This is a genomic window from Streptomyces griseocarneus (assembly GCF_014655595.1).
In the GTDB taxonomy this organism is placed as follows: Bacteria; Actinomycetota; Actinomycetes; order Streptomycetales; family Streptomycetaceae; genus Streptomyces; species Streptomyces griseocarneus.
The window spans coordinates 1,173,691-1,198,659 of sequence record NZ_BNBL01000001.1 but is presented as its reverse complement, the minus strand read 5'-3'; the positions used below and the strand labels follow the sequence as shown (position 1 = coordinate 1,198,659).

The 24,969-nt window shown below is 74.6% G+C and carries 15 protein-coding genes; 9 read left to right on the top strand and 6 right to left on the bottom strand.

The annotated features are described in order from the left end of the window. Positions 1-17 precede the first annotated feature (17 nt). Positions 18-812: a 3-hydroxybutyrate dehydrogenase gene (locus tag IE295_RS04865; protein WP_190062144.1), complete on the bottom strand. Its 795-nt coding sequence runs from the start codon at positions 810-812 to the stop codon at positions 18-20. Positions 813-1,040: 228 nt separating this feature from the next. On the opposite strand from IE295_RS04865, the gene IE295_RS04860 reads away from it, so the two are divergent. Further along, entirely contained in the window at positions 1,041-2,480 is a 1,440-nt protein-coding gene (locus IE295_RS04860; protein WP_190062143.1) for a cytochrome P450, read from the top strand. Between the two features lie 286 nt (positions 2,481-2,766). After that, entirely contained in the window at positions 2,767-3,951 is a 1,185-nt protein-coding gene (locus IE295_RS04855) for a nitric oxide synthase oxygenase (RefSeq protein WP_190062142.1), read from the top strand. A gap of 62 nt (positions 3,952-4,013) precedes the next feature. Here the strand turns inward: IE295_RS04855 and IE295_RS04850 are convergent, their stop codons facing one another. After that, positions 4,014-4,697, bottom strand: coding sequence for a GNAT family N-acetyltransferase (locus tag IE295_RS04850; RefSeq protein ID WP_190062141.1), 684 nt, complete (start codon positions 4,695-4,697; stop codon positions 4,014-4,016). A 430-nt stretch (positions 4,698-5,127) separates the two neighbouring features. On the opposite strand from IE295_RS04850, the gene IE295_RS04845 reads away from it, so the two are divergent. The 6 genes from IE295_RS04845 (at position 5,128) to IE295_RS04820 (ending at position 18,822) form a co-directional block, all read left to right on the top strand. After that, positions 5,128-11,142: a type I polyketide synthase gene (locus IE295_RS04845; protein WP_190062140.1), complete on the top strand. Its 6,015-nt coding sequence runs from the start codon at positions 5,128-5,130 to the stop codon at positions 11,140-11,142. 44 nt (positions 11,143-11,186) lie between these two features. After that, positions 11,187-13,520: a hotdog family protein gene (locus IE295_RS04840; protein ID WP_190062139.1), complete on the top strand. Its 2,334-nt coding sequence runs from the start codon at positions 11,187-11,189 to the stop codon at positions 13,518-13,520. Further along, positions 13,517-15,121 carry a PfaD family polyunsaturated fatty acid/polyketide biosynthesis protein gene (locus IE295_RS04835; RefSeq protein WP_190062138.1) on the top strand — a complete coding sequence of 535 codons (1,605 nt, stop codon included), beginning with the start codon at positions 13,517-13,519 and terminating at the stop codon, positions 15,119-15,121. Before IE295_RS04840 ends, IE295_RS04835 begins: the two co-directional genes overlap by 4 nt. Before the next feature lie 13 nt (positions 15,122-15,134). Further along, positions 15,135-16,058 (top strand): hypothetical protein, encoded by a 924-nt coding sequence (locus IE295_RS04830; RefSeq protein WP_190062137.1) that lies wholly within the window; start codon positions 15,135-15,137, stop codon positions 16,056-16,058. Continuing rightward, positions 15,961-17,316, top strand: coding sequence for an aldehyde dehydrogenase family protein (locus IE295_RS04825; protein ID WP_190062136.1), 1,356 nt, complete (start codon positions 15,961-15,963; stop codon positions 17,314-17,316). The genes IE295_RS04830 and IE295_RS04825 overlap by 98 nt, the downstream gene beginning before the upstream one ends. A gap of 195 nt (positions 17,317-17,511) precedes the next feature. After that, a complete protein-coding gene (locus IE295_RS04820; RefSeq protein WP_190062135.1) occupies positions 17,512-18,822 on the top strand; it encodes a cation:proton antiporter domain-containing protein in 1,311 nt (436 codons plus the stop codon). A 25-nt stretch (positions 18,823-18,847) separates the two neighbouring features. On the opposite strand, the gene IE295_RS04815 is transcribed toward IE295_RS04820, so the two are convergent. Further along, positions 18,848-20,248: a DUF2252 domain-containing protein gene (locus IE295_RS04815; RefSeq protein WP_190062134.1), complete on the bottom strand. Its 1,401-nt coding sequence runs from the start codon at positions 20,246-20,248 to the stop codon at positions 18,848-18,850. Positions 20,249-20,266: 18 nt separating this feature from the next. Further along, a complete protein-coding gene (locus IE295_RS04810) occupies positions 20,267-21,241 on the bottom strand; it encodes a hypothetical protein (protein WP_190062133.1) in 975 nt (324 codons plus the stop codon). Between the two features lie 228 nt (positions 21,242-21,469). Here IE295_RS04810 and IE295_RS04805 point away from each other — a divergent pair, with 228 nt between their 5' ends. Beyond that, positions 21,470-22,840, top strand: coding sequence for a diacylglycerol/lipid kinase family protein (locus IE295_RS04805; protein ID WP_190062132.1), 1,371 nt, complete (start codon positions 21,470-21,472; stop codon positions 22,838-22,840). On the opposite strand, the gene IE295_RS04800 is transcribed toward IE295_RS04805, so the two are convergent. Continuing rightward, complete coding sequence (locus tag IE295_RS04800) at positions 22,787-23,326, bottom strand: potassium channel family protein (RefSeq protein WP_190062131.1); 540 nt, start codon at positions 23,324-23,326, stop codon at positions 22,787-22,789. The two genes, IE295_RS04805 and IE295_RS04800, sit on opposite strands and share 54 nt — an antisense overlap. After that, entirely contained in the window at positions 23,323-24,909 is a 1,587-nt protein-coding gene (locus IE295_RS04795; protein ID WP_190062130.1) for an MFS transporter, read from the bottom strand. Before IE295_RS04795 ends, IE295_RS04800 begins: the two co-directional genes overlap by 4 nt. Positions 24,910-24,969: the final 60 nt, after the last annotated feature.

Below are 24,969 nucleotides of genomic sequence, written 5' to 3'. Positions count from 1 at the left end.
AGGATCGCGGGGCCGCCTCAACGGGCGGTCCATCCGCCGTCCATCGTCAGCGTGGCGCCGGTGACGGCGCCGGCGTGCGGCCCGCAGAGGTAGGCGACGGCTTCGGCGACCTCCTCCGGTTCGATGAGGCGCTTGAGCGCCTGGCCGGCCAGCATGACGTCCGCGAGGACGCGTTCGGCGGGAAGGGAGTGGGCGTCGGCCTGGTCGGCCAGCTGCCGGTCGATCAGCGGGGTGCGGACGTAGCCGGGGCTCACGCAGTTGGAGGTGACGCCGTGGCGGGCTCCCTCGAGGGCGGCCGTCTTCGAGAGCCCCTCGAGGCCGTGTTTGGCGGCGACGTAGGCGGACTTGTACGCGGACGCCCGTAGTCCGTGGACGGAGGAGACGTTCACGATCCGGCCCCAGCCCTGTGCGTACATGTGCGGCAGCGCGCCGCGCAGCAGCCGGAAGGGCGCCTCCAGCATGACGGTGAGGATCCGGTGGAAGGCGTCGGGGGGAAAGTCCTCGATGGGGCGTACGAGCTGGATGCCGGCGTTGTTGACGAGGATGTCGGCGCCGGCCGCGGCGTGTTCGGCCGCCTCGAGGTCGCCGAGGTCGAGGACCTCGGTCTCGACGTCCGCGCCCGCTCCCTCCGCCCTGCGGGCGAGCTCCGCGAGCCCGTCGGCGTCGCGGTCCAGCGCGCGCACCCGTGCCCCGGCCGCGGCGAGCCGCAGGGCGCAGGCGGCACCGATGCCTCCGGCGGCGCCGGTGACGAGGGCGGTGCGCCCGGCGAGTTCGGCGGACGCGTGGCCGGAGGAAGGCGAGGGGGCGGTCATGTCGGCACCCTAGGCGGGCGGCGCGCGGGGATCGACGGAGCGCGGGCACACACCCTCCGGAGCGTCTGTGTGCGCCGGCCACACAGCGAACGGAGGGGGCGGCTCCAGGGCCCCGCACCAGCAATTGTCACTTTCCGCTTCCAAGTCGGTACTGTGTGTAGTGGAATGGAGCCGCCCGGGTTTCGTCCGCCCGCCTCATGCCGAACCGACATGACAGGGGTTTCGCACGTGGTCACTTCGCAGACCGAGTCCGAGAGCACGTCCGAAAGCACGTCCGAGATCAAGTCCGCAATCCAGCCCGCAGTCGAGCCCGCGGGCGGGCCCGGCGTCACGTCAGGGGTCAGGTCCGCCGCGGGGGCGCTGCCCCTGCTCGGGCACGCCCATCCGCTGCTGCGGGATCCGCTCGCGTTCCTGCGCTCCCAGGGCGGCGAGGGTCCGGTGGTCAGGCTCCTCATCGGCCGTCGCGAGACCTTCCTCGTCACCGGCGCGGAGGCGGCCCTTCAGGTCCTCGCGTCCGAGCAGCGGTGCTTCGACAAGGGCGGCCCCTTCATGGAGACGGCCCGCCTCCTCGTCGGCAACGGCGTGATCACCTGCAACGCCGACGAGCACCGGATCCAGCGGCCCATGATGCAGCCGGCGTTCCACCGCGGCCGGGTCGCCGGCTACGCCCCCGTGATGAGCGGCTGCGTGCGGGAGACCACCGCCTTGTGGCGTCCGGGCCGCGCGGTGGCGGTCAGGGACGAGATGTACCGCCTGTCGGCGGCGGTCGTCTCCCGGACGCTGGTCTCCGCGCCGGCGGGCCGGCAGGCCGCGGAGACCATGGCGGCCACCCTCCCGGTGCTCCTGCAGGGGATGCTGCGCAGGATGCTGGTTCCGCTGCCCTGGGCGCACCGCGTCCCCACCCAGGCCAACCGGCGGTTCTCCCGGGCCCGTTCACGGCTCGACGCGGCCGTCGACGACGTCATCGCGCAGTACCGCGGCGCGGGGCGGGACCGGGGTGACCTGCTGTCGACGATCATGGCCGCGGAGGAGGGGAGCGGCCGCGTTCCGGACGACGCGGAAGTGCGGGACCAGGTCATGTCGGTGCTGTCCGCCGGCGTGGAGACCACCGCCTCCCTGCTGGCGTGGACCTTTCACGTCCTGGCCCGCCATCCCGCCGTGGAGGAGCGGCTGTGGGCCGAGCTCGACGCCAGGCTCTCCGGCCGCGAGCCGTCCTTCGACGACCTGCCCCATCTCCCCTTCACGAAGCGGATTTTGACCGAGGTGCTGCGTCTGTACCCGCCGGCCTGGATGCTCAGCAGGGTCGCGGTGAAGCGAGCGCGTGTCGCGGGGGCCGTCCTGCCGGCCGGAGCCGACGTGATCGTCAGCCCGTACGCCCTCCAGCGCGATCCCGGCGTCTTCCCCAGGCCGGACGCCTTCGAGCCCGACCGGTGGCTGCCGGAGCGGGTCACGCCGGGCCAGCGGCAGTCGTTCCTCGCCTTCGGCGCGGGCCGGCGCCGGTGCATGGGGGAGTTCTTCGGCATGACGGAGGCCATGCTCGCGCTCGCCGCGATCGGCTCGAGGTGGCGCCTGCGCTCGCTCGACCCGGAACCCGTCCGGCCGGTCCCGCGCTTCCTGTTGATGCCCTCGGCCCAGTCCCTGGTGCTGGAGGAACGCACCGGCAGGTGAGGCCTCGCGATGCGCGACGCACCCGCCTCGCGCCGCGCGGCGCCCTCGCCCCGCGGCGCGCCGCCCCCTCGGTGACACCGGCTGCGGGATACGCATGGCAGGCCCGTGGGCTTCCTCGTAGGCTGTGCTCCGCCCTCCCCGAACGGGGACCGGGCGGCCGGCAGGCTTCTCGTCCGTCCTCACGGCAAGGGCACGGCGTGGAGGGGTGGTTGGCCGTCCTCCGGGATGCGTGCAACCGACCGCGACGACTCTCCGACCGTGACGACTCTCGATGAGGCCAGCAGCGATGACCGGACATCCCACACCGCGCACCCTGCGGACGCCCGACGCGGCACGGGGAGGGGACGCATTACGGGGAGCCGGGACCGTCCTCGCCCTGGCGGAGGAGTTCGTGAGGCTCCACCACCGCGAGAGCGCCGGTGCCGGCTCGCCCGACCGACGGCTGGCGGAGGTCGCCGCGGAGATCGCCCGCACCGGGACCTACCGGCACACGCCCGAGGAGCTGGAGTTCGGGGCCAGGGTCGCCTGGCGCAACAGCAACCGCTGCATCGGCCGGCTGTACTGGCGTTCTCTGACCGTGCGGGACCGGCGGCACCTCGACGGTGCCGACCAGATCGCGGAGGAGGCCGTCCAGCACCTGCGCCTGGCCACCAACGGCGGCCGAATACGCCCGTACGTCACCGTCTTCGCCCCCGACACCCCCTGGCAGCCGGGACCGCGGATCCTCAACGAGCAGCTCGTGCGCTACGCGGGCTACCCCCGCCCCGACGGCTCCGTGCTCGGCGACCCCATGAGCGCCGGGATCACCGCCGTCGCCCGGGACCTGGGCTGGCCCGGCGGCCCGGGCACCCCCTTCGACGTGCTGCCGCTCCTGGTGGAGGGCCGCGGCGAGAAGCCGCGGTGGTTCGAGGTGCCGGACTCGGCCGTGCTCCAGGTGCCGATCGAGCATCCCGAGCTGCCGTGGTTCGCCCGGCTGGGCCTGCGCTGGTACGCGGTGCCGGCCGTCTCCTGCATGCGGCTGGAGATCGGCGGCGTGGTCTATCCGCTGGCCCCCTTCAACGGCTGGTACATGGGCACCGAGATCGGCGCCCGCAATCTCGCCGACGCCGACCGGTACGACCAACTGCCGGAGATCGCCCGGCGGCTGGGCCTGGACACCTCCCGGGACCGGTCCCTGTGGAAGGACCGGGCGCTGGTGGAGCTGAACGTCGCCGTGCTCCACTCCTTCGAGCGGGCGGGGGTCTCCATCACCGACCACCACACCGAGTCGCGGCGCTTCATGGACCACATCGCCCGCGAGGAGCGGGCCGGGCGGCGGGTCGGGGCCGACTGGTCGTGGATCGTCCCGCCCCTCTCGGGCGCGGCCACCCCCGTCTTCCACCGCTACTACGACACCGAGCAGCGCCGCCCGGCCTTCACGCACCCCCGGCAGACGGCTCAGACGGCGACGTGCCCCGTCGCACGGGACTGACCCCGTCGCACGGGACTGAGCGGGCACCGCGCCCGCCCTCGCCGTCCTCGCCGCCCGCGCCGTCACACCGGGACGAGCGGGCGCGGGCACGGCGTCTCCGCGCGCGTCCCGGCCCGCTGCTCGAGCCGTTCCCGCACCCGGGGCCACTCCTCGTCGAGGACCGAGTAGAACGCCGTGCCCCGGACCGTGCCGTCCAGGCCGCGCGTGTGGGCGCGGTGGACGCCTTCGAGGGTCGCGCCGAGACGCTCGATCGCGGCGCGTGAGCGCAGGTTACGGGCGTCGGCGCGCAGGGACACCCGGCGGACGCCCCACGTCTCGAAGGCGTGCCGCAGCATCAGCAGCTTGGCCTCGGTGTTGATCCCGGTGCCCTGGGCGCGGGCGGACAGCCAGGTGCCGCCGATCTCCGCAGCGTCGGGTACGGCGGTGAGCGCGGGACCCAGCGGGCCGCGCGGGGCCGGCGGCCAGGGCACCGGGCCCTGCCAGTAGTCCAGCTCGCAGAAGCGCGTCGAGCCCACCACCCGGCCGTCCGCGGTCCTCACCGTGGCGAAGGGCAGCGCCCGGCCCGTCGCCCGGGCCGCCAGCGCGTCGGCGACGTAGCGCCGCGTCGCCTCCATCCCGCTGGGCACGGGCGTGAAGGCGTAGCTGCCGCGGTCCTCGGCGGCGGCCGCGGCCAGGGCCTCGATGTGGTGTTCGGCGAGCGGCTCGAGCCGGACGGCGCGGCCGTGGAGGGTGACGGGTACGGGCACGGGCCTTGCATCCTTGAGCGGGGAGAGACGGAGAGGTGCGAACCCGGTGCCGGCACGGCGGGCGATCGCCGTCACCGTCACGCGCGGGGTGTGGGGTCAGTGTGTGACCTCCATGTCGCCGCGGAGGAGACCGGAATATGAAGGTCGGCCGACATCGAGGCGAAGACGAGGGGGCGTAGCACAGCCCAGAGATCCGCCGGAATCAGGTGGATTTTCGTTCCGCTTTTGCCATAGTCGGTCGAATTCGCTACCCCATCGGAGTTGCGTGCATTTTTGCAGAACTTCCGTTTCCCCTCCGGCTCTCCAGGAAAAACTTCAACCGGGTTCACTTCCAAGCCCACTTCCGGATTCACTTCCCCTCACCTCCGGCACACAGAAGGCATCTCGAATACTTTTATTATCATCGGTCACCCGACGGTAAGGGGCCACAATGAATGCGGTCGACTTCCGACTGGCCAGGAATCCCATTGCCATCGTCGGCATCGCCGGAATGTTTCCGGAGGCCCGGAATGTGCGCGACTTCTGGCACAACGTGGTGGCGGGCCGCGACTGCATCACCGACGTACCGGAAACGACGTGGCGGATCGAGGACCACTACGACCCGGACGTCCTCGCGGAGGACAAGACGTACGCCCGGCGCGGTGGTTTCCTGCCTCCGGTGGTGTTCGATCCGGCCGAGTTCGCCATGCCCCCGTCGAGTGTGGACTCCCTTCACCTCGCCCAGCTGCTCAGCCTGAAGGTCGCGGGAGAGGTGCTCAAGGACGCCGGGTGCCCGGAGGCCTCCTGGTACGACCCGGCGCGCACGGGCGTGATTCTCGGCGTGTGCGGCCAGAACGCCACGTCCGTGCCGCTGGGGGCCCGCCTCTACGGGCCCGTGGTGCGGCGGGTGGCCCTCGGTTGCGGACTGTCGGAGCGGGACGCCGACGAGATGGTGCGCAAATTCAAGGCGGCGTCACCGCCGTGGACCGAGGACAGCTTTCCCGGGATGCTCGCGAACGTCGTCGCCGGGCGCATCGCGAACCGCTTCGACCTTGGGGGCACGAACTGCACCGTCGACGCGGCGTGCGCCAGTTCCCTCGCCGCCGTCCGCATGGCCGTCGGCGAACTCGTCGGGCAACGGGCCGACCTGATGATCACCGGGGGGTGCGACGCCGACAACTCCCCCCTGACGTTCCTGTGCTTCAGCAAGACTCCCGCCCTTTCCCCGAGCGGGCGCATCAAGCCCTTCGACCGGTCCGCCGACGGCACCCTCATCGGGGAGGGAATCGGCATGCTGGCGCTCAAGCGACTGGCGGACGCGGAGCGCGACGGCGACCGGGTGTACGCCGTTCTGCGCGGACTCGGCGCATCCAGCGACGGACGGACCAACAGCGTTTACGCGCCGTGCGGCGAGGGGCAATTGACCGCGCTCCAGCGTGCGTACCAGGACGCCGACCTGCCCGCGGAATCCGTCGGACTCATCGAGGCCCACGGCACGGGAACGGCGGTGGGCGACGCGACCGAACTGGGCGCCCTCCGCAAGCTGCTGGGCCCCGCGCCCGGGCGCAACCAGGTGGCCGTGGGGAGCGTGAAGTCCCAGATCGGCCACACCAAATCGGCCGCGGGGGCGGCCGGCCTCATCAAGGCTGCTCTGGCCCTGCACCACAAGCTGCTGCCGCCCACGATCAACGTCGACTCGGCGAGCGAGGCGGTGGGTGACGACGGCCTGTACCTCAACACCCGGGCGCGGCCCTGGGTGCTGGACCCCCGGCGGCCGGTGCGCCGCGGCGGCGTGTCCGCCTTCGGCTTCGGCGGGGTGAACTTCCATGCCGTCCTGGAGGAACACCGGCCCTCGGACGCGCGGGCACGAGCACTGCACCGCACGCCCAGGGCCCATCTGTGGCACGCCCCTGACGCCGACGCGCTGCGGGCCCTCGTCGAGGAGGGTCCTCCGCCGGCGGTCACCGGAGCGGTCCCCGCCGGTCACGCCCGGCTCGGGATCCTGGCCGCCGACGCATCCGAGCTCGCGTCCCTGACCGCGCGGGCCGTCGCCCGGCTGAGCGCGAACCCGGGGCCGGAGAGCTGGAGCCTGTCCGGCCGGATCCACTACCGGCGCCGCTCCGTGCCGGACGGCACCAAGGTGGCCGCGCTCTTCGCCGGACAGGGCAGTCAGTACGTGAACATGGGGCTCGACGCGCTGCTCGCCCTCCCCCCGGTGCGCCGTGCCTTCGACGAGGCCAACGCCCTGTGGCGGGACGAGGACGAGACGCTCGCCCACGTGGTCTACCCCGTCCCCGGAGAGCAGGACGCCGCCCGGCGCCTGCGCCGCACCGCCTACGCCCAGCCCGCCATCGGTGCGCTGGCCATGGGGCAGTACCGCTACCTGGCCGAGGTGGGATTCTCTCCCGACGGTCTGCTGGGCCACAGTTGCGGCGAGCTCACCGCGCTGTGGGCCGCGGGGAGCCTCACCGACGAGGGGTGCCTCGCGCTGACGCGCGAGCGTGGTCGCGCGATGGAGCCTCCGGCCGTCGAGGGCCACGACGCCGGGGCCATGGCGGCCGTACGCATGACCGGCGAACGCTGGGAGGAAGTGGCGGGCGGCCACCCGGAGCTGTCCCTGTGCAACGTCAACGCGCCCGACGAACTCGTCGTCGGGGGCCCCACCCCGGCCGTCGAGGCGTTCGTCGCCGAGTGCGCCGGCGCGGGCACGTACGCCCACCGGCTGCCCGTCGCGGCGGCGTTCCACACCCCGCTGATCGGGCACGCGGTGGACCGGTTCGCCGCGGCCGTGGCCGAGGTGGGCGTGCGTCCCCCGGTCACGCCGGTGCCGGCGAACACCCCCGGCGCGCACTACGGCGACGATCCGGCGGCCAACTGCCGGACCCTCGCGGAGCAGATGGTGCGTCCCGTGGACTTCGCCGGACGGGTCCGCGAGCTGTACGCCGACGGATTCCGGGTGTTCGTCGAGTTCGGGCCCAAGCAGGTGCTGACGCACCTGGTGCCGCGTACGCTCGGTGAGGACGCGGTGGACGCCGTGCCCACGGACGCCGGCGCGGGCGGCGACGGCGCGGCGGCCCTGAAGAACGCGGCCCTGCGGCTGGCCGTCCTCGGGATGGACATCCGCGACATCAACCGGTACGACGCCCCCGAGGCGCCGCCACCGCCCGCCCCCTCACCCGTCGCACGACTGCTGCGGGGGCCCTCGTTCGCGGTGGAGGCGCGGCGTCCACACTTCGAGGCGGCACTGTCCGACGGCTACCGCTGCACGCCTGCCGTCCCGGAACCGGCCTCGCCCCACGCCGTTCCCGGCGGGGCGAACGGGGCGGCGCGGGACGCGGCACCAGGGGGTGAGGACCGGCTGGTGCGTGCCGCGGCCGAGCAGCTGGACCTGCATTCCCGGTACGTGGAAGGGCAGCTGGACACCGCCCGCAAGCTCGTCGACCTCGTGAGCGCCGACGCGCGGGAGGCGTCTCCGGACGGGTCGGTGCTGTCCCGGGTGGAAGCCGTTCGCGACCACAGCGTGGCCCTGGGCCGGGCGCACGTCCGTGCTCAGGAGGTCATGCTCGAATTCGCCCGCCTGGGGCTCGGGGCCGCTCCCGGACGGGCGGAGGGGGTGGGCGCCCTGCCCGCGCGGCCGCGGGCCGCCGATGTGGACGCCCTGCCGTCCCTCGCTGACGACCGCACGGACGGCGCGACCGCACGGCTCGTGGAAACGCCGCTCCCTCCGGAGGCCGCCACGGCCGAAGCGGCGGTTCCCGAGCCCGCACCGGACCTCGCGCACGCCATCGATCCCGGGAGCGTGGACGTGGCGGACGTCGAGCGGATCCTGCGGGAACTGGTGGCGGAGAAGACCGGCTACACCGTCGACATGGTCGAGCCCGGCCTGGACATTCAGACGGACCTGGGCGTCGACTCGCTCAAGCAGGTCGAGATCGCCGCCGCGGCCTGGGAGCGCTACCCCTTCCTGCCCCGTGAGGAGATCTACCGCTTCGCGCAGGCCAGGACCGTACGGGAGCTGGCCGCCCTCCTCATGGACGTGACCGCGGACACGGGCTCGCGACAGGAGGGCGACGGCACGCCGTTGCCGGTGGGCCGGGCGGGCGTGACCCTGCGGCCCCTGCCCGAGGCCGACGCTCTCGTCGACGCCTACGGGCCGCGTCCCACGGCGCTCGTGCTGGACGACGGCAGTGCGCTGGCCGACGCGCTGTGCCGGGCCCTGTCCGCCGAGGGCTGGAGCACGCGCAGGCTCTGCCTGCCCGGTGGGAAGGGAGGGGGAGACGACCGGTGGAACCTCACGGACTGGCAGGAGGCGACCCTGCGCGAGCAGGTGGGCGCGGCGCTGGCCTCGGCGGAGCGACTGGACCTGTGCGTGCTGCCCGTCGGACGTCCCGAGGACGCGGACGCCACTGCGGCCCTCGCGCGGGACGCCACTGCCGTCGTCACCCGGCTGGGTCACGCGGTGCTGGTCGCCAAACACGTCGTTCCCGCGCTCAAGAACACGCTCGCCGCGGGGCACCGGGCCGGCTTCATGGCCGTCACCCAGTTGGACGGTGCCCTGGGCCTGGCGGGCTCGCACGGTGACACGGCCCAGGCCTTCCACGGAGGACTGGGCGGCCTGCTCAAGGCGCTCGCGGCGGAAGAGCCGGGGTTGTTCTGCCGGGCGCTGGACGTCGCGCCCCGCCTCGGCCCCGCGCAAGCGGCCGAGCGTTTCCTCCGCGAGGCGACCGACGTCGCGTCCGTGACGGAGGTCGCCTGGGACGGCACGTCACGACGCACCCTGACGGTCTCCGCCGAGCCCGCCCCGCCCCTGCTCGCCCCGGGCTCCTCCCCCGCGCTGGGGGCGGACGACCTCCTCGTGGTCACGGGGGGAGCCCGGGGCATCACCGCCTGGTGCCTGACGGCGCTCGCGGCCCACCGCCCGTGCGGCTTCCTCCTGCTGGGACGTACGCCCCTGGAGGACCTCGGCGATCCCGCCGTCCGCGCGTCCCTGGAGGGCCGGGCCCAGGCCCTGGAGCAGCAGAGGGAGATGCACGCCACCCTGGCCGCGCTGCGCGCGGCCGGCGCCGAGGTGTCCTACCTCGCGGTGGACGTCGGCGACGGGGCGGCGGTGCGCGAGGCGCTGGGCCCCCACCGCGAGCGGGTCACCGGCGTGATCCACGCTGCCGGGGTGCTGGCCGACCAGCCCCTGCGGGACAAGACACCGCAGGACATCGCCCGCGTGACAGGGGCCAAGCTCACCGGCCTGATCAATGTGCTCGAGGCACTGCCCGCGGAGAACCTGCGCCGTCTGGTGGTGTTCACCTCCGTGGCCGGCGTCTACGGCAACTGGCGCCAGACGGACTACGCGATGGCCAACGAAGCCCTCAACCGGTTCGCCTGCGCGTGGCAGGCCAACCGCCCGTACTGCCGTGTCGCCGCGCTGGCCTGGGGGCCCTGGCACGGGGGGATGGCGTCCACGGAGGCCCTGCGGCTCTTCGAGCGGATCGGGGTGACACCGCTCGGCCGCGAGGAGGGCTGTGCCTACTTCGTCGAGGAGATGACCGCCGAACGGGCCGGGGGGACCGTGACCGTTCTGGGCCCGACGGAGTCGTACTTCCAGCCGTCGCCGCTGCCCGCGCGGGACGCGGAGGTGCTGCGTGACCTGGGCACCCTGGCCGGCGAGCCCGTGCTGGGCGACCACCGCATCGACGGGCTGCCGGTGCTGCCCATGACCGCCGCCGTCGGCTGGTGCCTCAATGTGCTCGAACGCTCCCGCCCCGGCGTGCCGGTGACGGAGGTACGCGACTTCCGTGTCCACAAGGGGCTCGTCCTCGACGGCTCGCAGCCGGCCCGCGCGCGCGTCGGGCTGCACCCGCGGGACGGGCGGGACGGGGAGGTACTCGTGACGATCCACGACGACGGCGCGGAGATGCCGCGGCCACGGTACGAGGGGGTGTTCCGCAGGGCCACGGGCGCCGCCGCCCCGGCGCGGCCGGCTCCGCCCCCGCCGCGGCCGGCGGAGGACGGCGCGCACTCCGCCTACGCGGACGGGTTCCTCTTCCACGGCCCGCTCCTGCGGGGGCTGGGTCCGGTCCTGGCCGAGGACGACCGGAGCCTGACCGTCGGCGCACGGCTCAAGGACCCGCCGCTGGCCGGTGGAGCGTACTCCGGCGACCGCTACAGCCCCGCGCTCGCGGACCTGTTGCTCCAGGCCGCCGCGCTGCTCGGGCGGAGACTGTGCGGACACCGCTGCCTGCCGGTCGCCGTCGAGCGCGTCGAGCTGTTCGCGCCGCTGCCCGACGACGAGCCCTTCGTCATCGTCGTCGAACCGCTGGTCGTCAGTCCGCTGGACATCACCTCGACGGTCACCGCCTGTACGCCGGAGGGGGACGTGCTCCAGCGCTGGAACGGCCTGAAAGGCATCGTCGCCCTACCGGAGTTCGCGGGCCGGGCCGCGTGGCCCGCCCCGCGCTCCACCGCGCCGTGAAGCCGGACAGCGGTCTTCCCGACCCAGCAGAGCGGACGGTCACCATGGACGATCTCGCATTCGACGGCCCCCTCGCCGCCCATGGGTGGTGGCCCGACGACGAACCCGGACCCACGGACCAGGTGTCACCGCTGCCCGCACCCCGGCCCGGCGCCGCATCGCGTCCGGAGGGCGGCGCCGACGACGCGGCCGGGGCACTCGCCGCACTGGTCCTCGCCGCTCACCGCGTCACGCTGCGAGCCCACCACGCCCTCCAGGAGTGGATGCTCGGCGACCCCGGCCCCACAGTGCCCGTGCGGGGCGGTGGCACGGGCGGCATCCCGGCCGTCGCGGCCGAGGTGGAGGTCCTCCAACGCGGCGAGGCGGCCCGGCGGACGACGACCGCAACCGCCTCCACCGCGATCCGGACCACGCTGACCTGGCACGACCAACCGCCCCACCCGGCCGACGCCGTGCGGGCCCGCGCCACCGGGTCACCGGACGGCCCCGGTGCGTACGCCTGGCACGTCCATCACGAGGACCGCCTGATCGCCGAGGCCGACGGCGTGACCGGCCCCGCCGCTGCGGACGGGGCGCCCTGGCCCGTACGGCCCCTGCCCGAGCACCCTCAGGGGTTCAGGCCCCTGGCCCGTACCGCCCGGCACCACCTGGGCAGGGCGGAGCTGGACCTGCTGGCGGCCGGAGGACTCGCCGAGGTCTTCGGGCCCGCCTTCCGGCCGGAGGGCGACGACCACGGCGACGCGGGCGGGCCGGGAGGGCCGGGGGGCTTCGGCCTCCTCGACGAGGTCACCGTCCACGGCTCCGGCACCGGCCGCTACCGCCAGGGGAGTCTGCGGGCCACGATCACGCCCCTTCGCAGCTCCGCGACCGGCGGATGGGTGCCGCTGCTCGACGCCGCCTGGCAGGCCCTGCGGGTCTACGCCCTGCACCACGGCCTGCACACGTGCCTGCCCGGACCCCGCTTCCACCCCTGGACGGGCGAACCCACCCTCATCGAGGTGAGGGACACCGGCCGGCTCACGGGGACGCTGTCCCTGGAGGCCGACATCGCGGCGATCGGCCTCGTCCCCCGCCCCCACGTGGTGGCGGACGTGCGCTGCGTGGACGCGCGGGGCCTGTTCGCCCGGCTGCACGGAGTGGGAACCGTGCTCCGCGAGAGGCCGGGCTCCACCGTCGCCGGCTGCGACGCCCCCCACTCCGTGCGTCGCTCGCCGGGCGGTGAACCGGCGTACGCCCATGAACTCCACATGGCCCACACCGCCGAAGGCGACCTCCGCATGACCGGCCGCCACCCGGCCGCACCGGCCCCCGCCCGGCGGATCCGGCCCCGGCTGCCCCGCGGCGACCTGCTGCTGCTCGACCGGCTGCACAGCGCACCACCCGCTCCGAGGAGCTACCCGATCGGCTCCCAGTACGTCACGGAGTACGACGTGCCCGAGGAACCCTGGTACGTCACGGAGAGCGGAGGAACGGTTCCGCAACTGGCCTACCTGGAGATTTCGCTGCAGGCGGCGGCCTTCGCCGGGGCCGCGGCGGGAGTCACCCTCGAGTACCCGGACGAGGACTTCACCGCCCGCAACCTCGACGGGCGGGCCCGTCTCCTGCGCCCGGTGGACCCGCGCGGGCGGACCGTGCGCCAGCGCACCACCCTGCTCTCGCACACCGCGTTGCCGGGCACGGTCGTCCAGCGGTACGGATTCGAACTCGGCGTGGGCGGGGAGGCCTTCTACCGGGGGGAGACCGTACACGGCTTCTTCACCCGGGCCGTCCTCGAGCAGCAGCAGGGCCTGGACGGGGGACGGCTCGTACCGCCGTGGCTCGCGCGCCGGGAGTCCGCCCGGCCCACCGCACACCGCGTCGACGCCGGCGACCTCCAGCCGGGCCGGGGACGCCTCGCCCTCATGACGGGGGCCGCCCTCGACGTCGTTCCCGGCGGGGGGCGGCACGGCCTGGGCTACCTGCTGTGCACCAAACCCGTGTGCGCGGACGACTGGTTCTTCGGCCGGCACTTCCTCCACGACCCCGTCATGCCCGGCTCCTGCGGTGTCGAGCTCCTCTTCCAGATGGTCAAGGCCCATCTGCTGCACACCGGCGACCTCGACAGGGCGCAGGTCCGCACACTGGTTCCCGAGACCGGCGCCGAACTGCGGTGGACGTACCGGGGGCAGATCCTGCCGCACCACCGGCAGGTCCAGGCCGAGGTGCACATCCGGGACGTCGTCCGGGAGGGCGACGGCCTCACCGTGCGGGCCGACGGCGGCGTCTGGAGGGACGGGCTGCGGATCTACGCGGTGGAGAACATCGCCCTGCGGACTTCCGCCGGCTCCCTGAAGACCGGCTCCCTGAAGGCCGACTCCCGGAAGCAGGTGACGGCATGAACGTTTCCTTCGACCCCGCCCGGATCCGGGCCGTGCTCCACGACCTGGACCGGCCCTGCTACGTGGTCCGCTGCGACGGACGGCTCGGAGTCACCTCGCAGCGCCCGCGCCCCGGATCAGGGGTGCGGGTCCTGGCCGCCGCGTCACCGGTCGGCACGCCGTGTCTGGGGGCATCGGCCTTCCTGCGCCGTCACGGGACGCGGCAGCCCTACATGGCCGGGTCCATGGCGGGAGGCATCTCCTCCGAGGAACTGGTGGTGGCGCTGGCCCGCACCGGTCACCTCGCCTCCTTCGGCGCCGCCGGCCTGGCCGCCGACCGCGTCGAGCAGGCCGTGTTGCGCCTGAGCGGGGAGCTGCCGGGCCTCCCATGGGCCTGCAACCTCATCCACAGCCCCGCCGCCCCGGAGGCGGAACGGCGCGCCGTGGACATCTATCTGCGCCACCAGGTGCCGTGCGTCGAGGCGTCGGCCTTCCTGCGGCCCACTCCCGATCTCGTCCGCTACCGCGCGGCCGGCCTGCGGTCCGCACCCGATGGCGGCGTGCACGTCCGGCACCGCGTCATCGCGAAGGTGTCGCAGGCCGGGACGGCCGCGTTCTTCCTGCGTCCGGCCCCGGCCGAGCTGCTGGTCGAGCTGACCCGGCAGGGCCTGATCACCGACGGGCAGGCGCGGCTCGCGGCACGGGTGCCGCTGGCCGACGACATCACCGTGGAGGCCGACTCGGCGGGCCACACCGACCGGCGCCCGCTCGTGACCCAGCTGCCCTTGATCATCGCCCTGCGGGACCGGGAAGCGGCCGCCGGCCGGCCCGGCGGCACCGTGGGCATCGGGGCGGCCGGCGGCATCGGCACTCCCCAGGCGGCCTTCGCCGCCTTCTCCATGGGGGCCGCCTACATCGTCACCGGATCGGTCAATCAGGCCTGCGTCGAGGCCGGCACGTCCCCGGCGGTGAAGGAGCTGCTCGCCCAGGCCGACGTCGGCGACTGCGCGATGGCCCCGTCCGCCGACATGTTCGAGATGGGAGTCGACGTCCAAGTCCTCAAACGCGGGACGCTGTTCCCCGGCCGAGCGGCATGGCTGTACCGGCTCTACCGGGAGCACGCCGGTCTCGACGACCTGTCCCCGGGGGACCGTGCGCGACTGGAGGAACAGGTGCTGCGCCGCCCCCTGGACGAGGTGTGGTCCGAGGTGGCCGACCATCTGCGCCGGCACCGGCCAGGCCAGGCGGAGCTGGCCGAACGTACTCCCAAGCTCCGCATGGCCCTGATGTTCCGCTGGTACCTGGGGCTCTCCTCCCGCTGGGCCACCAGGGGCGAACCGGACGGCGCCGCCGACTACCAGATATGGTGCGGCCCGGCGATGGGCGCGTTCAACGCCTGGACCCGGGACACCCCATGGAGCGCTCCCGGGAACCGTCACGCCGCCGGCATCGCCCGCGCCCTGCTGCGGGGAGCCGCCTTCCACAGCCGTCTGGCCCAGTTGCGCTTCGCCGGAGTGCACCTGCCCGCCTCGGTCGCCGCATACCTGCCGTCCGACGCCGACCCGACGACTCGGCCGGACAGCCGCGTTCCAGCAAACCGGTCGTCGTTCGCCGACGCCTGACAGGACTCCCGCCATGCTCCAGGCCGATGTGTTCCTCGCCTACGGGACCGGAGCCGGCTGCGCGCTGGCCACGGCCGAACAGGTGCGCCTCGTTCGGGCGGACGCCCCCCGGCTGCGGGCCGTCCGCGACCGCAATCTGGCGACCACTCTGCTGTTCATGGGGCTGCTGTTCACCCCGATGGGCATGTGGCTGTCCACGCGATTCCCCGGCTGGGAGTCGATGCAGGTGTGGAGGGCGATCCCGCCCTGGGCCCTGGCCGCGTTCGGCGCCGGCGACACGCTGTGCGCCGCCGCCGGTTGCCTGGTGACGCACCGGCTGCTGGTGCGGGGCAGGGTCTGGAAGGCCTCTCTGCAGCTGCTGGGGGCGTACATCGCCCTGTTCTTCACCCTCGTCCACGGCTGGGACGGCACCGGTGTCCACCGGTTCCTCGCCACCTCCCCCGGGTTCGTCGCCTCCGGGGCGCCGGGGCAGGAGGAGATCGTCCGCTGGCTCCGCTCGCCCATCGCCGCGACGCTGTTCTGGATGACGGCCGTCTTCCTCCCGGCCCTGGCGGTCGTGATCTCCAGGAGCTACACCCCGGGCGTGCGCGCGAGCCGGGCGCCCTCGGCGTCCGCCCGCCTGCCCGGTCTGCGGGCCTTCGCGTGCGCGGCGGCGTTGATCCTCGGCCCGTGCCTGGCCCTGGCCGTCATGGGGTCCATGGCCGTCACCACGCTCGGCGTGCCCGCCGGCGGCGTGGCGTGGGCGGTCGTCGCCGCCTTCCTCCTGCGGCCCGGCGGTACGTTGGCCCGGACCTCCCGCCGCCTGGCCCTGCCGTCCGTGTACTCCCAGGGAGCCGTCCATGCCCTCGCGCCCTCGCTGCCGGACCTACCAGGATCTGCTCGGCACGACGCTGACCGCGGCGCTGAAGGCCGGCACGGTCTCCGCCGGGGACCGTGAACACGTCCCCGTGGACAGCGCGTTCTCCGGCCGTCCCCTGCTCTCGCTCCCGCTCTCCTCACCCGCGGACGCGAGGAACTCGGTCGAGCGGGCGCGCACGGCACAGGGCGTGTGGCGCGGGGTGCGCACCGTCGACCGCATCAGGTGGCTCACGCGGCTGCGGGAGGGTCTCGCCGCGCGCCACGGCGCCTTCGGCTCCGTCCTGACGCACGCCGCGGGTCTGGGCGCCGTGGACGCCGCCGCCGAGCTCCGGCAGGCCGACCAGGTGCTGCGCCACGTCGGGGCGGCCGTGCGCCACGGCCTCGCTCCATGGCACCCGCGCGGCAGGGCCGGCCCCGTGGGCCCGCAGTCGCAGGCCGGGCCGCGCCCGGCGGTGCTCGCCTCCCAGGTGGACGACGCGCGGCCCCTGGCCTCGCTGCTCGAGGGGGCCCTGCCCGCGCTGCTGCGCGGCGGCGCGGTGGTCACCGAAGTCGACGTGCGCAGCGCCATGGTGGCGCTCGCGGTGACGTCCGCGGCACGCCGCGCCGGGCTGCCGGCCGGTGCCTGGCAGCTGGTCGTGCAGGGCCTCGCGGATCAGGCCGCCGCCCGTGCGGTGCGCGCCGTCCTGACCGAGCACGCGGACGACGTCGCGCCGCAGTGCTGCGGACAGGGGCCGCCGCGTTCAACGCGGGCGCGTCCCCGGCCGCCCGGGCTGCTCGTGCTGCGGCACGACGGACAGGTGCGGGCGGCCGCTCGCGCCGCGGTGCGGGCGTGTTTCTCGCGTGCCGGGCGCGGCTGTGCCGCCACGCCGCTCATCGCGGTGCACACCGCCCGGTCGGCGGACTTCCTGGACTGTTTCGTCCGGGAGGCGGCCCGGTTCACGCCGGGGAGCACGCTTCCCCAGCGCCGGCAGGCGGCCTGGTGGCCGGAGTGGGTCGACAGGGCGATCGCGTCCGGTGCCCAGCCCCTCCTCCTGGGCGGCCGGGCGGGTGACCGGCCGGACGGCCCCGCGCTGCCCGTCCCGCGACCGGTCATCCTCCTGGACGGCTCCCGGTGGCACGAACGCCCCCACGAGCTGCCCCTCGGTCCCCTCGCCGTGGTGACCCGGTTCACGTGGTGGGCGCAGGCCCTGGACCTCGCCCAGCACGCTGGCCCCCATCTGAGCGTCTTCACGCGTACGCGGCTGTCCCAGCTCGGCCCTCAGTTCGCCGGCCTGCCCGCCTCCCGCATCCACCTGAACCAGCGTCCTGTCGCGGGCCTGAGCCGCGACCTGTACTGACCGGCCTCGAGAGGCCTTTGCGGGTCCGCCGCGTCATCCACTCGGGCGACCCGGCTGCCGCACGGGCCGCAGGGCGGGGGGAACCGCGTCCGGTGACGTTACGCTCCATGCGACCGGGAAGGCCGTCCCGCACGGGGCCGACCGTAGGTCCCGGACCGGCGCCCCGTGCGCGCCGCGGGCGGCCGGAGGAGAGACGTGAGCGGGAGCGGCGCGTGGGCGGCGGCTGCGGTGGCCGCCGTGACCGGCGGGTACGCCCTGGTCTCCCGGCGCCTGGCCTCGACCGTGGTGTCGGCCCCGCTGTTGTTCACCGCCGCCGGTGTGCTCGTCGGCCCGGTCGGCTTCGGCCTGCTGGACCTGGAGCGCGACGCCGGGCCGGTGCTCACCCTGGCCGAGGTGGCCCTGGCGCTGGTGCTGTTCACCGACGCGGCCACCATTCGTTCGGAGGAGTTCCGCAGCGGCTGGTTCCTGCCCGTCCGGCTGCTCGTCGTCGGGCTGCCGCTGACGATCGCGGGCGGCGTGCTCCTGGCGTGGGCGCTGCTGCCGGGGATGACGGGCTGGGAGCTCGCGCTCGTCGGGGTGATCCTCGCGCCCACCGACGCGTCCGTGAGCAAGGCCGCGGTGTTCGCGCCGCGCATCCCGGCGGTCGTGCGGCACGGGCTGAACGCCGAGTGCGGCCTCAACGAGTGCCTGGTGATGCCGGTCTTCGCGGTCCTCCTCGCCGGGCTGCCCGGGACGGCGGCCTCGCACCAGGGGGTGACGGGCGTCCTCCCGCGCGTGCTGGTGCTCAGCCCCGTGCTGGGGCTGGCGGTCGGGGGCCTCGGCGGGTGGCTGCTGTGCCGGTCGCGCGTCAGGGGCCGTGTCACCGACGACTGGCGGCGCATCCTGCCGCTGGCCCTCGCCACGCTGGCGGGCACGCTCGCGGCCGCCACGGACGGCAGCGCCTTCGTCGCCGCCTGGGTCGCGGGCTTCGCCTTCACGGCCGCCGTGGGCGCGGGAGCGTCGCCGGGCGCCGCCCAGGGCGGCGAGGACGACACCCTGGAGTCGGTCGAGCACCTGGCGGCGCTGCTGGCCGCGCTGAGCTTCCTGGTCTTCGGCGCGGTGCTGCTCGGACCCGCGCTGGCACACCTGAGCTGGCGTGTCGTCACCTACGCGGTGCTGAGCCTGACGGTGGTGCGCATGCTGCCCACCGCCCTCGCCCTCACGGGCAGCCGGCTGCGCCCGGCCACCGTGGCCTACACCGGCTGGTTCGGCTCCCGTGGCCTGCCCTCGCTCGTCCTCGGGCTGCTCGTGGCGGCCGAGCACGTACCCGGGACGCGGCTCATGGGCATCGTGATCGCGGTCACCGTCGGGCTCGGCGTCCTCCTGCACGGCGTCTCGTCCGTCGTCCTCGCCGGCCGCTACGGCCGGTGGTACGAGGGGGCCGTGGCGCGCCGGCCGGCCCTGCGGGAGGGCGTGGCCGACAGGCTGCCCGGCGAGCATCCCCTGCCGGAGTGGAAGATGTGGTGACCGCCGTGCCGACAGCGCGGACGCGTCAGGCCGGCCGGGCCACGACGCGGCCGCCGTGCACGGCCTCGGCGAGCAGCCGGAGGTCGTGCTCGTTGCGGTCGGCGTAGGTCTCGGCGAACTCGGCCAGGGCCCGGTCGAAGACCTCGCCGCCGCCCAGGTACGCGGCGATGGCGATCCGGTCGCCGGAACGGGCGTGGGCGCGGGCCAGGGTGGCGCCGCACAGCTCGCCGTAGGACCGCAGCTCGGTGGGCGACATCCTCTCGGGCCGGGCGCTCGCCTTCCAGTCGCGCAACTGCCGGACGTAGAAGTCGCGCCGGCGGCCGTCGATGCCCGTGACGCGCTCCCAGCCGAGGAAGATGTCGCTGGCGGCCTGCATCAAGCGCTGCCCGCAGACGACGCGTTGTCCTTCGTTGGTGTACGCGCTCGGGCGCGCGTAGGGCGCCAGCACCGACGGGCCGGCCTCCTTGGCCTGCAGGAGCAGCGGATCGTCGTCGTCCCTGCCGAGCATCAGCACGATCCAGCAGCGGGTGCCCACGCTGCCGACCCCCACGACCTTGCGCGCGGCGTCGGCCATCGTGAACTGGCCCAGCAGGTGCCGGCGGTCGGAGGCGAGGCTGCGGCCGTAGCCTTCGACGAGCTCGCGCAGGCGCGCCTCGAGTTCGGCGCGGGGGGCGTCGGGGAGCAGGTCGCCCAGCGGGACGACCAGGGGCGGGTCGGCGGCGATGCGCCGGGCGCCGTCGACGACCTCGGTGAGCCGCTCGAAGGCCTGCAGGTGGTCGCGGGTCCGCGCGGTCTCCAGCACGTGGGAGAGCCGGCGGCGTCCTCGTTTGTCGAGGCGGTCGGCGAAGAGCTCGCGCAGGCGCTCGGCGTCGGCCCGCGCGTACCACACGTCGAGGTTGCGCATTCCCGCGAAGCCGCGCATCGCCTGCCGGTACGCCCGCACGGTGCCGCGGACGACGTCAGCGCGCTGCTTCGCCGAGAAGCCGTTCTCCCGTCCCACGACGGCCATGCCGGCGGCCAGCCGCTTGACGTCCCACTCCCACGGCCCGGGCAGCGTCTCGTCGAAGTCGTTGACGTCGAAGACCAGGTGGCGCTCGGGCGAGGCGAAGAGCCCGAAGTTCAGCAGGTGGGCGTCTCCGCACAGCTGCGCCTCGATGCCGGTGCGGGGCTGGGTGCCCAGGTCCGCGGCCATGACGGCCGGGGCGCCGCGGTAGAAGGAGAACGACGACTCCAGCATTCTCCCGTAGCGGATCGGCACGAGTTCCGGCGCGCGGTCGGCGCTCTGCCGTTCGAGGACCGCCACCGGGTCGGCCCGGTCGTTCCGGGGCTCCAGCCCGGCATGGGCCGAGCGCGGCACCCGGCCGCGCGCCGCCTTGCCGCGTGCCGCGCGTTCGTCCGGCGTCGGGGGGTGCTCCTGCGTGCTCACGGCCGTCTCCTTCCCTCCTCACCGCCGGCGTGACCGGCGGCGTACGAACCAGAAGCCCGCCGCGAGAAGGGAGACCGCGACGAGGACGATCAGGCCGGTGCCCCAGAACCCGCCGGCCAGCCGGATGTCGGCCACGACGACCGCGGCGGCGGCCGCGAAGGGCACGACGGCGAGGGCGAGGACCCGCAGGACGGCGGCGAAGCCGGCTCCCCTGGGCACGTGGGAGAGCCGTCCGCCGTGTCTGAGCGGCTCCCCCACGGCGCCCGGGGTGTAGTACCGCACGGCCTTCGCTCCGAGCCGCAGGGTGTTCTTGCGGTAGATGACCGCGAGGGCGGGCACCCAGATCAACGGCAGCACCATGCCCACGAGGAACAGGACCGCAATCGGGAGCGTCGAGACCACCTGCTGGAGCCTGCTGCGCTTCTCGCCGCCCCCGCCCACGATGCCGAGGATCGCCGCCATCCTGACGATCATCGACCACCGCGTCCGCCGGGGGATCCGGCCCCGGCCCCCCGGCGGGCGGCGCTTGACCCCGCCCAGGGCCTCGGCGGCGGCCTCGGTCGACGGGTACACGTCCTGGAGGACCAGCAGGTCCACCACCCGGTCCTCGCTGTGGGGGTCGTGCCCGGCGAGGACGGCCAGCTCGAGCACCATCCGGGCCTGGGAGAGCAGCGCCGCCACGAAGCTCACGGGCATGACGATCATGAACGGCCCGCCCAGCGCGGCACCGTCGGCGATCGTCATGCGCGTTCCGTGGGCGATGGCCTCCCGGCGGAGCTCGTCGGCCCCGGCCGCCGGCCTGCGCTGCTTCCGGCGGTCCACGGCGGCGGCGGCCCGGGGGCCGAACCGCCGCACCGCGAAGAAGGCCAGCTGCTCGGGCATGTGCTGCGGATCGGCCCAGATCATCGGCAGCAGCGCCTGGGCCTGCACCGTCGCCGACTCCTCCGGACGGGCCGGCCGCGACCCACCGGTGGTACGTCCGCCGCCGTTCATCCGGGTCCGCCTTCCTCGGCCGTCGCCCCGGGCGGGGCTCCGCCCGCGCCGCGGTGCGTGCCCGTGGCCGCGAAGCGGTCTCCCTGTCGCCGGTCCGTCCTGGACCGGTGGCAGTCCCACTGTGGGCCCGGCGCGCCGGGGTCTGCCTCACCCGTTCCGGGTGACGGTGGCGACCCCTCGGGCGGCGACAATGACGGGAAGGGCCGGGTCACGAGCCCTGGAGGTGCCATGAGGCATGTCGCCGCCCCCGGAGGGGCACGGCAGCGCTGGAGCGCGCGCCTGGCGGTCGTGGCGGCCGTCGGCGCGGGGGTGCTCCTGTTGTCCGTGGCGGGGTTCAAGAGCGTGGGGCTGGCGGCCGTGGGGGCGGCGGGCCTGGTCGTCGCGGCGGCGGCCGGGTGGTGGGCGCTGACGCGCCGGGGCGTGGTGCGGGGCGTCGCCCTGGTCGTGGCCGCGGCGGCGCCGCCGGCCGTGCTCGCGTCGTACGTCGCGGCGAGGCTGCTCTGGCTCGTCCTGGTCTCGCTGGCCCTGTGCGCGCTGGCCGGCGTCGCGGGCCGGTCCGCGCTGCGGGCGGACGTGGCGGCGGGCACGGCTCCCGGCCGTCCGGTCCCGCCGCCCGGGCGTGCCTGCCTCCTGATGAACCCGCGTTCGGGCGGCGGGAAGGTGGGCCGCTTCGGCCTCCAGGAGAAGGCCGAGGCGCTCGGCGCGGAGGTGGTGCTGCTCGGCCCCGCCGGCTCGGCGGACGTCGCCGCCCTCGCCCGCGACGCCCTCGCCCGGGGCGCGGACCTGCTCGGTGTGGCGGGTGGCGACGGGACGCAGGCGCTGGTGGCGGGGGTGGCGGCGGAGCACGGCGTGCCGTTCGTGGTGGTGCCGGCCGGGACGCGCAATCACTTCGCCCTGGACCTCGGGCTCGACCGGGACGACCCGTCGCGGAGCCTGGAGGCGCTCACCGACGGGGTGGAGTTCCGGGTGGACCTCGGCCGCGTCGGCGGGCGCGTCTTCGTCAACAACGCCTCCTTCGGCGCGTACGCGGAGGTCGTGCAGAGCCCGGCGTACCGCGACGACAAGGCCGGCACCCTGCTGCGGCTGCTGCCCGACGTGCTGACCCATCAGCGCGGCCCCCGGCTGACGGTCGGCGCCGGGGCCGTCAGCGTCGACGGTCCGCAGGCCGTGCTGGTCAGCAACAACCCGTACCGGGTCGGCGACCGGGCGGGGCTGGGCCGGCGCGACCGGCTCGACGGCGGAGTGCTGGGGCTGGTGAGCGTCACGGTCGACAGCGCGGTGCAGGCGGCCGGTCTGCTGCGCGGCCGGCGCGCGCCCGGCCTGGTCGCGCTGACCGCCGGCGAGGTCGTCGTGGGCGCCGATCAGTCGGAGGTGCGGGTCGGCGTCGACGGCGAGGCGCTGACGCTCCCCGCTCCCGTGCGCTGCGTGTCGGAGCCCGGTGCGCTGCGGGTACGGGTGCCCCGGCACCGTCCGGGCGTTCCGCCGGCGCGGCCGCGTCTGGACTGGCGGCGCCTGTGGGAGCTCGCCGTCACGGCGGGCCGTGGCCTACCCGCCGCCGGCTCCGCCCGGGCCGGAGGCCCCTCCGGGAGCGGGAGGTGATCCGTCGGCCGGCCCGCGCCCGAGGGCGGACTGGACCGCGCCGACGACGACGTGGGCGGCGACACCGACGAGCAGGATGTCGCCGGACATCTGGACCATGGTGACGATCCGTGCCTGTTCCGCGTGGGGGGTGATGTCGCCGAAGCCGACGGTGCTGAACACCGTGAGCGCGAAGTACAGGGCGTCGGTCCGGCTGAGGGGCTCGGAGAAACTCCCCGGCTCGGCCTGCTCCAGGAGGTAGTACGCGCCCGCGAAGAGCAGCAGGAACAGCGGCACCGTGGTGGCCAGCGCCTCGACGGCCCGCAGCCGGGGCCGCGAGGACCGCATGATCGAGCGGATCTGCCAGGTGAAGAGGGCCGCCACGGCGGCCAGGCCGAGGACGAGGCCCACGGCGGTGCTTCCCTCGAACCTCTTGTCCAGGGGCAGCAGGTAGTAGGCGAGGACGAGACCGGTCGCGGTGCCGACGGGCCGCAGGACCACGCTCACCGGCCGGCTTCCCTGCTCAGCCGCTCGGCCGGCAGTCGGCGGGTGAACGGGAAGGCGCCGAGGGTGACGGCCGCGGCGGCCAGGACGGCGGCCTTGAGGGCGTCGAGCTGCGCGGCGGCGTAGGAGTCGACGATCGCGTCGACTTCGGAGGGCGGGAGCGCGGCACGCTCGGCGGCGGTGCGCACCTGGTCCGTACCGACGAAGCTCACCCCCGCCTCCATGGTGATGCCCGCCTGCTGCCGGGCCGCGTCCGAGACCTTCGGGTTGCCTTCGATCTGCGTGGTGAAGGCGTGGACCAGCGCTCCGATCAGCAGGGAGCCGATGAGTGCGGTGCCCAGGGACGAGCCGAGGTTCTGCGCGCTGTACTGCAGGCCGCCGACCTCGCTGCGTTCGGCCTCCCCGACGCTGGACTGCACGACATTGCCCAGCTGGGAGGCGAGGAGCCCCATGCCCAGGCCGAGGACGGCCATCGCCAGGCCGAAGGAGAGGCTGTCGATCTCGGGCTCGATCGTGGCCAGCAGCCATACGGCCGCCACGACGAGCACGAGCAGCCCGCTTCGCACCACCGTCCGGGGTGCGGCGATCCGGCCGAGCAGCGGGCCGGCCATGGCGGACAGGAGCATCGTCACCGACACCGGCAGCAGGCGCAGTCCGGTCTGGAAGGCGTCGAGACCCTGCACGACCTGCAGGTACAGCGGGATGATGAAGAACAGGCCCAGCAGGACGAGGTTCTGACAGAGCAACATGGTCAGCCCCGACCGCAGCGGCGGCAGCGCGAACAGCGACAGGCGCACCAGGGGTTCCCTCCCCCGCGCCGACTGCCGCCGTTCCCACGAGCAGAACAGCCACAGCACCACGCCCCCCGCCGCGATGACGAACACGGTCGGGGAGAAGCCGAGGACGGTGAAGGGCGGGTTGCGGGGCTTGAGCCATCCCCAGGAACTGCTCTGCAGGACACCCAGGACGACGAGGGCGAGCCCGGCCGCGGACAGGACGACGCCGCCCTTGTCCAGCGGGGTCCGCGGCTCCCGCGGGACGTCCGGGATCCACCGGAGGACGCACAGCATGGCGATGACGAGCACGACCTCGCCGGCGAACACCAGCCGCCAGGTCAGGTACGTCGTCACCCATCCGCCGAGCAGCGGCCCCACCGCGATGCCGGCGCCGGCCAGCCCTCCGATGACGCCGTAGGCGACGGCCCGTTCCCGGCCGCGGTACGCGCCGGCGACGAGTGCGGCGAGCGCCGGGAGGACGAGGGTGGCGCCCAGCCCCTCGATCACCGACCAGCCCAGCGCCAGCACCCACAGCGACGGTGCCAGCGAGGTGAGGGCGGAGCCGACTCCGTACACGACCAGCCCGACGGCGAAGGCCCGGCGGCGGCCGAACGCGTCGCCGAGCTTCCCGCCTGTGATCATGAAGGCGGCCATGATCAGGGTGTAGAGGGTGATGACCGCCTGGATCGCCGTGACCTCGGTGCGGAAGTCCTCGACCAGCGTGCTGATCGAGACGTTCATGACCGACGTGTCCAGCACCATCAGGAACTGGGCCGTCCCGAGCACGATCAGGGCCCGCCATCGTTTCACGCCTGCACCCTCTCCGCTGTCCGGTGCGCCCCGGTGACGGGCGAGCGGCCGCTTGATCGC